At 55.8% G+C, this 12,963-nt stretch carries 12 protein-coding genes; 5 read left to right on the top strand and 7 right to left on the bottom strand.

Annotation, left to right across the window (positions count from 1 at the left end; all coding sequences use genetic code 11):
• Positions 1–24: 24 nt before the first annotated feature.
• Positions 25–492, bottom strand: coding sequence for a glycine zipper 2TM domain-containing protein (locus tag KGP16_RS04900; protein ID WP_223500900.1), 468 nt, complete (start codon positions 490–492; stop codon positions 25–27).
• A 322-nt stretch (positions 493–814) separates the two neighbouring features.
• Entirely contained in the window at positions 815–1,267 is a 453-nt protein-coding gene (locus tag KGP16_RS04905; RefSeq protein ID WP_094983203.1) for a periplasmic heavy metal sensor, read from the bottom strand.
• Between the two features lie 153 nt (positions 1,268–1,420).
• On the opposite strand from KGP16_RS04905, the gene KGP16_RS04910 reads away from it, so the two are divergent.
• Genes KGP16_RS04910 through KGP16_RS04920 form a run of 3 tightly spaced genes read left to right on the top strand, consistent with a single transcriptional unit; the run spans position 1,421 to position 4,686 of the window.
• A complete protein-coding gene (locus KGP16_RS04910) occupies positions 1,421–1,594 on the top strand; it encodes a hypothetical protein (RefSeq protein ID WP_223500901.1) in 174 nt (57 codons plus the stop codon).
• On the top strand, positions 1,584–3,356 hold the full coding sequence (locus KGP16_RS04915; protein ID WP_218519834.1) for an ATP-binding protein: 1,773 nt from the start codon (positions 1,584–1,586) through the stop codon (positions 3,354–3,356). The genes KGP16_RS04910 and KGP16_RS04915 overlap by 11 nt, the downstream gene beginning before the upstream one ends.
• Entirely contained in the window at positions 3,343–4,686 is a 1,344-nt protein-coding gene (locus KGP16_RS04920; RefSeq protein WP_223500902.1) for a sigma 54-interacting transcriptional regulator, read from the top strand. The genes KGP16_RS04915 and KGP16_RS04920 overlap by 14 nt, the downstream gene beginning before the upstream one ends.
• A gap of 252 nt (positions 4,687–4,938) precedes the next feature.
• Here KGP16_RS04920 and KGP16_RS04925 read toward each other — a convergent pair whose 3' ends face one another.
• The 5 genes from KGP16_RS04925 to KGP16_RS04945 form a co-directional block, all read right to left on the bottom strand.
• Positions 4,939–5,898, bottom strand: a complete 960-nt coding sequence (locus KGP16_RS04925; protein WP_059199085.1) for an IS110 family transposase — start codon at positions 5,896–5,898, stop codon at positions 4,939–4,941.
• Positions 5,899–6,066: 168 nt separating this feature from the next.
• A complete protein-coding gene (locus KGP16_RS04930) occupies positions 6,067–7,434 on the bottom strand; it encodes a cytochrome c (RefSeq protein ID WP_223500904.1) in 1,368 nt (455 codons plus the stop codon).
• A gap of 6 nt (positions 7,435–7,440) precedes the next feature.
• The gene (locus KGP16_RS04935; protein ID WP_371822669.1) at positions 7,441–9,711 is read right to left on the bottom strand and encodes a molybdopterin cofactor-binding domain-containing protein; all 2,271 of its coding nucleotides are present in this window, start codon (positions 9,709–9,711) and stop codon (positions 7,441–7,443) included.
• Positions 9,708–10,181, bottom strand: a complete 474-nt coding sequence (locus tag KGP16_RS04940) for a (2Fe-2S)-binding protein (RefSeq protein ID WP_021179470.1) — start codon at positions 10,179–10,181, stop codon at positions 9,708–9,710. Before KGP16_RS04940 ends, KGP16_RS04935 begins: the two co-directional genes overlap by 4 nt.
• A gap of 201 nt (positions 10,182–10,382) precedes the next feature.
• Complete coding sequence (locus tag KGP16_RS04945) at positions 10,383–11,120, bottom strand: carbonic anhydrase (protein ID WP_218519831.1); 738 nt, start codon at positions 11,118–11,120, stop codon at positions 10,383–10,385.
• 267 nt (positions 11,121–11,387) lie between these two features.
• Here KGP16_RS04945 and mltB point away from each other — a divergent pair, with 267 nt between their 5' ends.
• Together mltB and dinQ are read left to right on the top strand one after the other, a co-directional pair.
• The gene (mltB, locus tag KGP16_RS04950; protein ID WP_071682374.1) at positions 11,388–12,467 is read left to right on the top strand and encodes a lytic murein transglycosylase B; all 1,080 of its coding nucleotides are present in this window, start codon (positions 11,388–11,390) and stop codon (positions 12,465–12,467) included.
• 372 nt (positions 12,468–12,839) lie between these two features.
• Complete coding sequence (dinQ, locus tag KGP16_RS27645; protein WP_363135933.1) at positions 12,840–12,923, top strand: damage-inducible type I toxin DinQ; 84 nt, start codon at positions 12,840–12,842, stop codon at positions 12,921–12,923.
• Positions 12,924–12,963: the final 40 nt, after the last annotated feature.

Raw genomic sequence — 12,963 nt, forward strand, 5'->3', positions numbered from 1 at the left:
AAACCTTGAAGTAACCTATTCCTTTTAGCGTGGTGAGACGGTGGTGGTGGTGCCATTGGTCACCAGTGCAACGCGTTGTCCTGTATGGAACTGGGTTGAGCCCTGTGCCTGAACGACCACGATATTCACGCCATCATCTCGGCGCACTTCCAGTTCCACCCCGGCGCTGCGATTCATGGCACTTTGGATACCTGAGCCAGCGGCTGCGCCCCCGACGGCACCCGCTGCGGTTGCCAGATTGCGTCCGGAGCCACCACCTACCGTGTTACCCAGGAAGCCACCGACTACGGCCCCGCCAATAGCCCCAGCGGCGTTGGTGCCATCACCCCCCTGGATGGTGACCGGCCGCACGGACACCAGCGTGCCATAAGTGACGAAGTTGGCCTGCCTGGCCTGTGCTGCAGTAAAGGTATCGCCGGAAGCGGTGCGATTAGCGTTACATCCGCTGAGAACGGCGGCAGCAAGAGTGACAACAATGATGGTTTTATTCATGAGAAAACTCCGGGCAAGTTAAGTGCGCAAAGAGACAGTCGCTGTCTCATGCAAATAAGTATGGCAGGAACTTGATTTTATTCAGGCGGTACGAAAAAAAATTATAATCGGGCGTAAGAATAAGGATTAAGCGTTTTAGTGTGTTGTTTTACGTCAATTAACCAAGAATATTCTCATTAATCAGTGTTGTTAATTGTTCAGCAGGGGATAAATGTATCGCGGGGGTGACAGCCTGAACGATCCGGGAAGGGGGAAGAATTGACGGGAGAAGCTAGAAAAGATCTGGTGTTCTCCCGATGTTATCTGAGGATAACGTTAAGGCTTAACGACAGCCACGTCCGCCGTGCATCCCCGCTCCACCCATCCCGTGGCCCATCATCGGTACGCCAGCCTTGGCCAGATCGGTATCGAGCGCCACACGCTGTTGGTACAGGTTATCACGCAATGCGGTGATTTCTTTGCTCACGGCCAAGACCTTCTGCTCATCCAAAGGCTTGCTGGTCAGCAATGCCTGATATTCGTATTGCTTGGACATCAGTTGTTGGCGCAGATCGGCGGTTTTCAACTGGAATTCATCAAAGGCTTTCTGGCTGACGGCTTGCTGTTCAGGCGTCAAGTTCGCGCGGTTACCGTGCTGATAACCCATCCCCTGATGAGTTCCCTGTGCATTGGTCATGTTTGCGCGGTTGCCATTTTGCGCCAGCGCGGTAGTGCTAACACCGGCCAGCAGGGCAACGGAGATAATGGCGGCGAAGGTGGTTTTAGTTAGCGTCATGATTGATTTCCTTTGGTTGAGGGTTCATGGATTCCATTTCTTTAGTTGCAACCGTCGTGCCAGCTTCAGGCTGGCATGGGAATTGTATAGATACAGGATCGCCGTTAGGGCTTGGCTATCTCAGCCAACGGGCGCCAGCCAAGGAACTCCAGCATGCAGCGCGTTAAGTTTATGACAGTAATAAAAATAACTGATGGTGGAGGATGGCCGTTTGCTGATCGCCATCCAGAGATAAAGTGGGTTATTTTTACTCGCCATACTGATAGTGTGGGTAATAATTACCCGCACGCTGGCGTGCCGGTTGCAGAGGAAGCCCATGGAATTTAAAACCAAATCGACGCTCTTACCTGCCTGGATTGCGATCGCCGCGGTCGCGTTACTGCTTGGCATTATCATCACGCTGGCCATTAAAGATCTGCAGCGTGGGCGTGAGGTGGAGATCCAGACGCTACGAGAAAAAAGCGCGGTGTTGATGAGTTCGTTTGAATCCGGTGCTCGTACCGGTATGGGCATGCGCTGGCGTCACGATCAGCGTCAAACCCTGTTGGAGGAGATGGCCTATCAGCCGAACGTGCTGTACATCGCCATTACCGATCGCTCTGGCCGCATTCTGGCGCACAGCGATCCGCAACGTGTTGGCCAGCAGCTGTATAGCCCGCAACAGATGGCTGAGCTGAAGATTTCCAGCGATGCACAGTGGCATATGACGACCTTTGATGAGCCGCAGGCTCAGCAGCAGAATGCTTTTGAAGCTTACCGTTGGTTTAAGCCGCTTAAGCGCGGTAGCGGCCACTCCGGCCATATGATGAACCGATCGCGTATGCAGGAGGCTGCCGAGCCTCAGGATGATGAGCAGGCCGTCATTTTTGCGGCGTTAGACACTGTCGCGCTGGATGCCGCCCAGGCAAAGGATATGCGCAACACCTCCATTTTGCTGTCCATCCTGCTGTTGCTGGCGTTAGCCAGTTTATTGGCGCTGTTCTGGGGGCGGCGTTATCAACGTTCCAGCCAACAGTTGCAGGACTCAAGGGCCTTCTCCAGCGAAATTATCAGTAACTTGCCGATGGGCTTGATCACCACCAATGATCAGCACCAGATCCGGGTGGTTAACCATGCGGCAGAAGTGATGCTGGGTTGTAGTGCCGCCGAGCTGTTTGGCCAGCCTAGCCATCAGGCGCTGCCAGCCGAATGGCAGCAACTGGCGCAGAAAAGTAGCCACGGCCAGCCTATTATCGAACAGGATATTGACCATCGTCTGGCTGGTGGGCAGAGCCTGCCGTTGAGCATCAGCGTGGCGAATATTGTTAATCACAGCGGCCATTTTCTGGGCAACGTGTTTATCTTCCGCGATATGCGGGAGATTCGCCAACTGCAAGCGGAGATCCGCCGCAAAGAAAAGCTGGCGGCTATCGGCGATTTAGCGGCTGGCGTGGCCCACGAAATCCGCAACCCGCTTTCCTCCATCAAAGGCTTCGCCAAGTATTTTGCCGACCGCTCGCCTGCGGGTAGCGAACAGCATGAACTGGCCAAGGTGATGGCGAAAGAGGTCGATCGTCTCAACCGGGTGATCACCGAGTTACTGGCGTTGGTGCGCCCTGCCGATCTGCGTTTGCAGCGGGTGGCGATTAACGAGGTGATCGAGCATTCGCTGCACCTGATCCGTCAGGATGCTGAGAGTAACAATATCGCCCTCCGTTCCCGCTGTGATGAAGCATTGCCGCTGGTGGAGATCGACCCCGATCGCCTAACTCAGGTGTTGTTGAATCTGTATCTCAATGCCATCCAGGCGATTGGCTCGGATGGCGTACTCGAGGTTGACGTTGAAGCGACCAAGGAGGGGGCGATGCGCATTACCGTCAGCGACTCGGGGGCTGGTATCCCACCTGACGACCTGGGAAAAATCTTTAACCCTTACTTCACCACCAAGGCGACGGGCACCGGCCTGGGGCTGACCATGGTGCAGAAAGTGATCGAGGAGCACCAGGGGACGATCGCTGTCACCAGCGGCCAGCCAGCGGGCACTTGCTTTACAATGGTGATCCCGCTCAGGCACAACAATCAACAAGGGGAGGCTCATGCAGACGTCTAATGCACATATTTTGCTGGTTGAGGACGATCTCAGCCACTGCACTATCCTCGAGGCTCTGATAAACGGCTGGGGCTACCGGGTCAGCGTGGCGCATAACGGCCGACAAGCGTTGGAACAGGTCAGGGCACAGCCGTTCGATCTGATCCTGAGCGACGTGCGGATGGCGGAAATGGACGGCATCGCGGCGCTGAAGGCCATCAAAAGCTATAACCCGGCGATCCCGATCCTGATCATGACCGCCTACTCCAACGTGGAGTCTGCCGTGGAAGCGATAAAGGCGGGGGCTTATGACTATCTGACCAAGCCTCTCGATTTCGATACGTTGCAGCTCACGCTGGCACGCGCGCTGGAGCATACCTCGTTAAAGAGCGAGAACCAGGATCTGAAGCAGCGTTTGCGGTTCGATCAGCAAAATTTTATTGGCCGCAGTGAACCGATGCGCAAGCTGCTGGAAATGATCGCCATGATCGCCCCTTCCGAAGCGACGGTGTTGATCAGCGGGGAGTCCGGCACCGGCAAGGAGCTGATAGCCCGGGCCGTACACGCCAACAGCCTGCGCAAGGAGCGGCCATTGGTGAGCATTAACTGCGCCGCCTTGAGCGAATCTCTGCTGGAGTCGGAGCTGTTCGGTCATGAGAAAGGGGCATTTACCGGTGCCGATAAACGCCGGGAAGGGCGATTTATGGAGGCTGACCAGGGTACGCTGTTCCTGGACGAGATTGGAGAAGTCTCGCCGCTGATGCAGGCAAAATTACTGCGGGCGATCCAGGAGAGGGAGATCCAGCGGGTGGGCAGTAATCAGACCCTGTCGGTGGATGTCCGTCTGATCGCAGCGACTAACCGGGATCTGTTGGCGGACGTGGAGGCTGGCAGGTTCCGCCAGGATCTCTACTATCGGCTGAACGTGGTGACGGTGGACAGCCCGCCGCTGAGGGCGCGCAGCGAAGATATTCCCCTGTTGGCAATGCATTTTCTGGCCAAATTTGCCGAGCGTAACCGTAAGCCGGTTAAAGGATTCACCCCGCTGGCGATGGATATGCTGCTGAAATACCCCTGGCCGGGCAACGTGCGTGAGCTGGAGAACAGCGTTGAGCGCGGGGTGATCCTGCTGAGTGGGGACTTTATCAGTGAAAAAGAGCTGCCGCTGAGTATCAGCCAGTGCGTCGATGTGCAGCCGGATCGCCGATGTGGCCAAGCGATCCAGCCGTTGGAGCAGGTCGAGAAACAGGCGATTTTGGCGGCGCTGGAACAAACCGCCGGTAACAAGACCGAGGCGGCCAAACAGCTCGGCATTACCCGTAAAACGCTGTTGGCCAAGTTACAGAAGTAGCTTCTGGACCCCTCACCCTAACCCTCTCCCACAGGGAGAGGGGACCGATCGAGCCACCACTTAATTATAGTAAATTGTCTTTACATCAATTGTTTACAGACTAACTCCTGTGCTGACGACAACGCAGTGTCAATTGGGAATGGGAGTAAGCGTGCTACAAATTAACTATCAAATAGTTACAGAATAACTTCGCACCCTGCCACGCGCTCCGTTCAGCTCCCTCTCCCTGTGGGAGAGATACCGTCTTGTCGGCTATCCGGCAAGCGGTATTTCCGCATTAAATGTCTTTCCTGATTTCACCACACCATAGGCCAGTTGCAGCAACTTTCGCATCGCCGCACACACTCTTTCTTTGCCCGACTTCCCACGCAACTTCAGCCTTTCTGTTAAGTCTTTAACCACAACATTGTATTGGCCTGCCACTACCGCGGGCATGTATAACGCACTTCGCAGCTCACCGTGCCCCACTTTCGATAACCGGCTTTTCCCTTTAAACATCCCCGACTCACATCGCTGCGGATTCAGTCCTGCGTACGCTACCAGGGCCTTGCTGCTGGTGAACCGACGCAGGTTTCCTGCGAAGGCCAGCAGGCTGGAGCTCAGCATCTCTCCCACTCCAGGGATACTTTTTAGCAACTCGCTGTCCCGTTTCAGGTCAGGGTTATCATCGATGTGCTGACTGATTTTCTTTTTCGTTTCTCGTATCAGTTCATCCAACGTGGCGATGTGCTCATTGAGTGAAGGGACGATGACTGCTTCGGCCACCTCCAGGCGATTTTCTTCCATCTGACGCATCTCTTCCAGGTTCTTAAGATGCCTGACCAACGCGGTCAACTGGCGCTCGCTCAACGGGGCTGGGAACCACGGGGCAGGCTGATGCAGTGCGCAGTAGCGGGCTATCATCGCTGCATCGCTTTTGTCCGTTTTGTTCCGGGCCAGTTCTGTATTGCCGAAGGAATGGATACACGCCGGGTTCATCAGACTGACGTGGTAGTTGTTGTCTGCCAGATAAGTGGCCAGTTCCGTGCTGTAGCTCCCGGTGGCTTCCATACAGACATGACAGTCGCCAAAGCGGCTCAACCAGGCTGCGAACTCGCGGCATCCAGAAGGGGTATTGGCAAACTTTTTGGTTTTATACTTCTGATTGTCCAGCAGTACGGCGACATCAAATTTGTGTTTAGCGATATCAACGCCGACAGGGGTTCTACGCATTATGGCACTCCATAACCATGTCTGAAATTTATCGCCGGACCATCCTTATATGTAGGTGCTCATAGGCACAGGATACCGTTCGGTCTACAAGGCGACAGGGAAATAGACAGCCGGGGCACAATCTCTCCCACGGGCTCATAGGCACTAGGGTTAGGGGGAGCTCACCGGCTATCTCCCGATGATCAGTCGGGGATCTTCTCCGCTAAGGCGGAGAAGATCAAGACATAAGGGTTGGGGTGAGGGGTCAGTCTCCGCCCGCAGTTCAGTCACCCGCTGCTGCAAATCAGTCCACGGTTTCTGCTTGGTAAAGTCCTGCCGTAGATAGTTCAGCAGCGCGGCGATTTGCTCGTCGTTGAGGTTATAACGGAACGCAGGCATATAGCCTAACTCGCCTTTGGCCGGCTGCTGGATACCGGAAAGCACCACGCGGATGGCATTATCCGGGCTGCTGCTATACAGGTTGCTGTTCAGGGCCAGGGAAGGGCGTACGCCCTGCATCTGCGCGCCTTTCTCCTGGGAGTGACAAGCCATACAGGCACCGGAGAAAATCCGTGATCCCTGTGAAGTCAGCGGCTCAACCCTTTGCTCTGCCAACCGGTTGATCTCTGCGGCCTTACCCGAGAGGCTTTCATCCTGAGAATGGAAAGAGCGCAAATAGGTGGCAATCGCCTGCAAATCCTCTGGCGGCAACTGAGAAAGGCCTTCCTCGATCACCGGTGCCATCGGCCCAGCAGCCACACCGTGGTTAGCGGAGTAGCCGGTTTGCATAAAGGTCAGCAGATCCTGCTGGCTCCAGGCCAGCGGTAACTGAGCGTTGGCGGTCAGGGCCGGAGCGGTCCAGCCCTCTGCGACACCACCGCTCAAATGTTTACTGCCCCCTTGCTCCCCAAACAGGAAGTTTCGTGGCGAATGGCAGGCGCTGCAATGGCCCAGTCCCTCCGTCAGATAGGCCCCCCGGTTCCACTCTTTACTCTGGCTGGCGTCTGGCTGCATGGCACCGGGCGTCAGATAGAGCCAGTTCCAGGTCACGATCCCCTGACGGATATTGAACGGGAAATGTAATGAGGTTTTCGGCGGCTGGTAGTGCACCGCTGGCTGCGTCATCAGATAGGCGTACAGTGCCTTGAGATCTTCGTCGCTGGTGCGGGTAAATGCGGTATAGGGGAATGCCGGGTAGAGGTAATTGCCCTGGCGATCGACCCCGTGGCGCATGGCGCGCTCAAAGGCGGGATAGGACCATCCGCCAATCCCCGTTTCCAGGTCGGGCGTAATATTGCTGGTATAGATGGTACCGAACGGGATTTCCATTGCCAGCCCGCCGGTATTGCGTTCGCCACCGGGGCGCGTGTGGCAAACCGCACAATCACCAACGGCGGCCAGACGCTCACCTTTTTCAATCTGCGCCTGGCTGAAGGTATGGGTATCCAGGCGATCGATTTGCACCATTTCTGGCTGCCAGGTGGCAATCGCCCCCACGGCAACGATGATGGCAACGGCCAGCGCGCCCAGCCCGGCGATTTTCTTTATCTTGTGCATAATATGTTACCCGTTTGCATGGCTGGAAGAGGTGGCGGTAGCTAAAGCCTTCAGGATCCGTTCCGGGGTGAAGGGGACTTCGCGCAGCCTGACGCCCAGCGCATCAAATAACGCATTGGCGATGGCGGCAGCGCTCGGTACGGAGGCGGATTCCCCTGCTCCCATCGGCGGTTCATGCGGGTTATCCAGCAGTTGGATATCCACCTCTGGCAGTTCGTCAAACCGTAGTAGGGGATAACCGCCCCAATCCAGTGAGGTCACACCGCTGCTGTCAAAAGTGACAAACTCTTTCAGGACCCGGCTGGCCGACTGGATGATGTTGCCATGCACCTGATGGCGCACCCCGGCCGGATTGACGATTTGCCCGCAGTCGTGGGCCACGTAGATCTTGTTCAGTGTGATCTGCCCGTTGCGGCGATTAACGCTGAGATCGCAGACCCAGGCTGCCCAGGCGGCACCAAACCCGGGGAATTTGCTGTGGAAGTAACGGGCATAGGCGAAACCTCGACCATTGACCTCCTCTTGATCCTCGACCACCGGATTATGATGGGCGGGGCCATCCTGCCAGTTGGCCTGTTTTTTCAGCGCGTGGATCAACGTAATGGCGCGCGGATCGGTTAAATATTGCAGCCGATAGGCGATCGGATCCTGTTTGGCGAGGTAGGCCAACTCGTCGATCCAGCTTTCATGGGCAAACACGTTCGGCAGCGCCGACACGCCACGCATCCAGGAAGCCCGCACGATGGGCGCTGCATCTTCCGCAATCACCCGCATATGCGGATATTCATATTGCGGCACGGCAGTACGGTCCCCCATCTGCTGTACGTCTGGCCGATTGGCAACCATGCCGGTTAATACCAGCGGCAGGGTGACGGCATTGTTGGAGGGATAGCTGGTTCTCAGCTCGTAGGCGGCGACCTGATGATTGGCATCCAGCCCGCCACGTACGCGGATCAATTGCCCGGTACCTTTTGGTTCCCAACCCGCTTCCTGCTCGCGCATCAACTGCACCCGCACTGGCTTGCCGGTGGCATGTGACAGTAAGGCCGCATCTGCAGAAACGTCGTCGGCACAGTTACGTCCATAGCAGCCGGAAGCTTCCATGCGGTTGATATGCACCTGCTCCGGCTCACGGCCAAGCAATTTGGCAATGTCTTTGCGCAGGTCGTGGGGGTTTTGCGTACCGGACCAGATTTCCACCTGATGCGCATTTACCTCGGCCACGGCACAGGAAGGGCCGATAGAGGCATGCAAATGATAAGGCCAGACGTAGTCGGCATTGACCTGCGTTGCGACTGCGGCAAGGGCGTCGGTGGTGCCAGGATCGTCGCGCAGAATTCGCTCGGCTTTCGGCATGGCTTCCAGCGTCGCGTGCAGCTTATCCAAAGACAGATCCGGTAACCCGGCCCAGGGTTGCCATTGCACCTTTAGTTGGCGCATGGCTGCGATCGCCTGCTCCTCACGCTCGGCGACGATGCCGATAAAGTCATTGATGACCACCAGTTTGACAATACCGGGCAGGTGGGCGATGGATCCCCGATCGACGGAAATCATCGCTTTTCCCAATGGTGCATTGCTGTCTGCTCCGGCATAAGGCGGGCGCACTACCCGCCCATGTAACATGCCTGGTAGGCGCATATCGTGCACATAGGTCAGTTGGCCGCGAACCTTGGCTGGAATATCGACGCGTGCCACCGGTTTGCCCACATACTGGCCGCTTTGCGGGCTTTTCAGCACCACATTGCTGTCCAGCGGCAGATGCAGATCCTGCCCACGCGCCAGTTCGGCGTAGCTCAGGCGGGCTGAGGGGGCATCTGGGGCAAACACGAAGCCATTGGCGGTTGTCAGCTGTGTGGCCGGGCGCTTGAAGGCAATAGCGGCCAGTTCCACCAGCAATTGTCGCACCTGCGCAGCCGCCTGACGCAGGGGAACCGAGGTTACCTGAATGGTGGCGCTGGCGATGGTTGGGCCTTGATCGGGCGTGCGATTGGTATCGCCCAGGATCAGCGTGACATCGTCGAAAGCCACGTCCAGTTCATCGGCGACAATCTGTGCCAGTGAGGTGCGTATGCCGGTGCCGAGATCGACGTGGCCGTTAAACGCGGTCACTTTGCCATCGGCACTGAGGGCAATAAAGCTGCTGATACGGTCCAGGGGGATCGCTTTACCAGTGGCTGCAGGGCTGCTCGCCAGCGCGTTGAAGGGTAACAGACTGCTGACCATCACTACGCCACCCGCCTGCAGTAGGCGGCGACGGGTTATTTGCATCTCCATCATTGGGCACCGCGCTCGGCCAGAAGCCGCTTGGCCTGTTGCGCCGCAGCCAGAATTTCCAGATGGGTACCGCAACGGCACAGGTTGAAGGCTAATTCGTTTTTGATCTGTTGCTCGCTGGCTTGGGGATCGCGTTCAAACAGCGCCACCAGCGTCATAATCATGCCGTTGGTGCAGTAGCCACACTGTGCGGCCTGTTCATCGATAAAGCCCTGTTGCACCGGGTGTAAATGGCCTTCATGGCTTAGCCCTTCCAGCGTGGTGACCGCTTTCCCCTGGGCAGCAGACAACGGGGTGGAACAAGAACGGGTCGCAACGCCGTCGATCAGTACGGTACAGGCGCCGCATTCGCCCAGGCCACAGCCATACTTGGGGCCGTTGAGTTGTAGATCGTTGCGTAGGACATACAGCAGGGGAGTCTCTGGTGGGATGTTGCTCAGTGCGACCAAACGGCCATTAACCTTAATTTCCATGTAAAACCCTATCCTTGATGAGTTTAATTTTTTGTGAATTCTATGTTGATGGCTGGGGGCTTGTTTGATCAAAAGAGGGGTTTTCAATAATTAGCAGAATAATTATTGAAACAGAATGTGATGTAATGCATTGATACTCAAGAAGAGTTATAAGCAGCGGCGAGCCAATGCCCACCGCTGTTGTGAGGGGTTACCTAAGGGTTAAGCGAGAAACTCAACCTTGCCTCCATCCAGATGGTACATGCTGCCCACAATCTTGATTTTTCCTTCCTCTTCCAGCTTTTTCAGCACCGGGCTGTTTTTGCGGATATCGGCGATGGTCAGCTCGACGTTGGTTTTGGCGACGGCATCGACAAACTCATAGTTGCTACCGCTGCGCTCGCCTTTAAATTCGGTCTTGTCGATGGCCGGTTTGATCTTGTTGAGCAGCCCGGTCAGGTTACCCAGCTCGACATTCTCGATAGCGCCTCTTATCGCGCCACAGGCGGTGTGCCCCATCACCAGGACCACTTTTGCTCCGGCAGCGGCACAGGCAAACTCCATGCTGCCCAGAATGTCGTCATTCTGAATGTTACCAGCAACGCGTGCGTTAAAGGTTTCGCCAATGCCGACGTCAAACAGAATTTCTGCCGGGGCGCGTGAGTCAATGCAGCTTAAAATGACCGCTGCTGGGAACTGCCCCTGAGCGCTGGCCTGCTTCTGGGCGACATAGTCATGCTGCTGCATTTTGCCTTCCCGAAAGCGCATATTGCCTTGTTTAAAGCTGGCGATGATGTCGTCAGGCGTCATTTTATCGCGCTGTTCTTTGGTCATCGCGGCGGCAAAGGCCACTGAAGGTGCGGTGAAACCGGCAATGCCGGTCATAGCTAATACTGAAAGGGCTGCGGTACGTTTTAGCAGGGCACGGCGTGGCGGTTCTTGATCGGGGAGCTTACTCATATACGTTATTCCTCGTGTGCTGTTTTGGAGAGAAAACACGTTGATTGCGCCAGTTCCCAGGGGCAATGAAACAACCGGGAGTAGTGGCGTTGAACGGGTATCGCCTTGATAAAGGTAAGCACTAGTAAGTGTATATGTGCCCTGGCTTTTCAGCTGGGTATTTTGTGAACAAAATGAGGCTACCGGGGACCAGATTCCTGTTTGTTCGCGCCAGACAATGGCTTAACATAGCGACAACTATTTTTGCCTGGCCTATATGGATATCCGATGCGTCATCTGGTTACGCTTTTACCCCTGATCCCTTTGCTGGCTGCCTGTAGCAGCGAGCCTAAACCTACCGAGCAACTGGCCCCCCCAGATAGCCTGGTGCAGAGTGGTTTTGTGCTTGAACCGGAGCATGCCATTCATCCGTTGGGCGGCGACTTTGCCAATAATCCGGCGACGGCGCGCTTTATCGACAAGATGGTGCAGGAGCACGGCTTTGAGCGCCAGCAGTTGCATGACGTACTGGCCCAGGCCAAACAGCTGGACTGGGTGGTGGCTCTGATGGATAAGCAGGCACCCGCTGGCAAGCCAGCGACGTCGCCAAACGGCGCCTGGATCCGCTATCGCAACAAGTTCCTGACGCCGGATAACGTGCAGAACGGGGTGGTGTTCTGGAATAAATATGAGGCGGATCTCCAGCGCGCCTATCAGGTTTACGGTGTACCGCCAGAAATTATCGTGGGCATTATTGGGGTGGAAACCCGTTGGGGCCGGGTGATGGGCAAAACGCGCATTATCGATGCGTTGGCGACGCTGTCGTTTAACTACCCACGCCGTGCCGAGTACTTTAGCGGTGAGTTGGCTACCTTCTTGCTGATGGCGCGTGCCGAAGGTGACGATCCGCTTTCCCTGCGCGGCTCCTACGCCGGTGCGATGGGCTATGGCCAGTTTATGCCTTCGTCGTTCAAGAGCTATGCGGTTGACTTCAACGGCGACGGCCATATCAACCTTTGGGATCCGGTGGATGCCATCGGCAGCGTAGCCAACTACTTCAAAGCTCATGGCTGGACGCGTGGGGCAACGGTGGCGGTGCCAGCTAATGGCCAGGCTCCTGGTTTAGAGACCGGTTTTAAAACCAATTATTCGGTCGCTACGCTGGCTGCGGCTGGGTTGACGCCGCAAGGCTCGTTGGAAGGTAATCAGCAGGTCAGCCTGCTGCGCCTGGATATGGGCAACCGTTATCAATACTGGTACGGCCTGCCGAACTTCTACGCCATCACCCGCTATAACCACAGCGTGCATTATTCGATGGCGGTGTGGCAGTTGGGTGAAGCGGTGGGCCGGGCTCGGCGCGGGCAGTGAGTTTTTCTGATTTTTGAGCGAGTTTCAGGCGTAAAAAAACCCGATGGTGAATCGGGTTTTTTTACTTTCCGGCCTGAGTTGGTGGCTCTAACCAGAGTGAAACAGCCAATATCTAACTCGATCAGTATACGCAGGATTTGATTGATTTTCAAACTACCGCGTAGCGGATATAATCAGAGGGTTAGCTCTGTTTGCTGTTGAACTCTGGTATGCGAGGGAACGTATTCAAGTCCTGGCTAGAATTACGGGTGGTGCCGGTTCTGGTGCTCTAGCCGGAGTGAAGCAGCCAATATCTAACAATGAAGGGCAACTCCTATAACAGGCAATGTAAGGGCAAGTAGGGGGCTCTCACTCCTTTTTAAGGAGTAACGGATGAAAACTTTCATTGATAAAGTTCTCATCGTTCTGAAAGCGCTGGTTGCGCTGTTGGAACTGATCCGCAGATTCATCGACTGATGAAGGTGGAAACGTAAATAAGGCCAGGGAGGCTAACCAC

The sequence above is a fragment of the Serratia sp. JSRIV006 genome (assembly GCF_019968685.1).
Classification (GTDB): domain Bacteria; phylum Pseudomonadota; class Gammaproteobacteria; order Enterobacterales; family Enterobacteriaceae; genus Chania; species Chania fonticola_B.

Bases quoted from the DNA above. Each gene is read 5' to 3' on its own strand.
- KGP16_RS04930 (WP_223500904.1), bottom strand. From the start codon at position 7,434: ATGCACAAGATAAAGAAAATCGCCGGGCTGGGCGCGCTGGCCGTTGCC.
- KGP16_RS04915 (WP_218519834.1), top strand. From the start codon at position 1,584: ATGGAATTTAAAACCAAATCGACGCTCTTACCTGCCTGGATTGCGATC.
- KGP16_RS04935 (WP_371822669.1), bottom strand. From the start codon at position 9,711: ATGATGGAGATGCAAATAACCCGTCGCCGCCTACTGCAGGCGGGTGGC.
- KGP16_RS04945 (WP_218519831.1), bottom strand. From the start codon at position 11,120: ATGAGTAAGCTCCCCGATCAAGAACCGCCACGCCGTGCCCTGCTAAAA.
- KGP16_RS04900 (WP_223500900.1), bottom strand. From the start codon at position 492: ATGAATAAAACCATCATTGTTGTCACTCTTGCTGCCGCCGTTCTCAGC.
- KGP16_RS04925 (WP_059199085.1), bottom strand. From the start codon at position 5,898: ATGCGTAGAACCCCTGTCGGCGTTGATATCGCTAAACACAAATTTGAT.
- dinQ (WP_363135933.1), top strand. From the start codon at position 12,840: ATGAAAACTTTCATTGATAAAGTTCTCATCGTTCTGAAAGCGCTGGTT.
- KGP16_RS04905 (WP_094983203.1), bottom strand. From the start codon at position 1,267: ATGACGCTAACTAAAACCACCTTCGCCGCCATTATCTCCGTTGCCCTG.
- mltB (WP_071682374.1), top strand. From the start codon at position 11,388: ATGCGTCATCTGGTTACGCTTTTACCCCTGATCCCTTTGCTGGCTGCC.
- KGP16_RS04910 (WP_223500901.1), top strand. From the start codon at position 1,421: ATGCAGCGCGTTAAGTTTATGACAGTAATAAAAATAACTGATGGTGGA.
- KGP16_RS04940 (WP_021179470.1), bottom strand. From the start codon at position 10,181: ATGGAAATTAAGGTTAATGGCCGTTTGGTCGCACTGAGCAACATCCCA.
- KGP16_RS04920 (WP_223500902.1), top strand. From the start codon at position 3,343: ATGCAGACGTCTAATGCACATATTTTGCTGGTTGAGGACGATCTCAGC.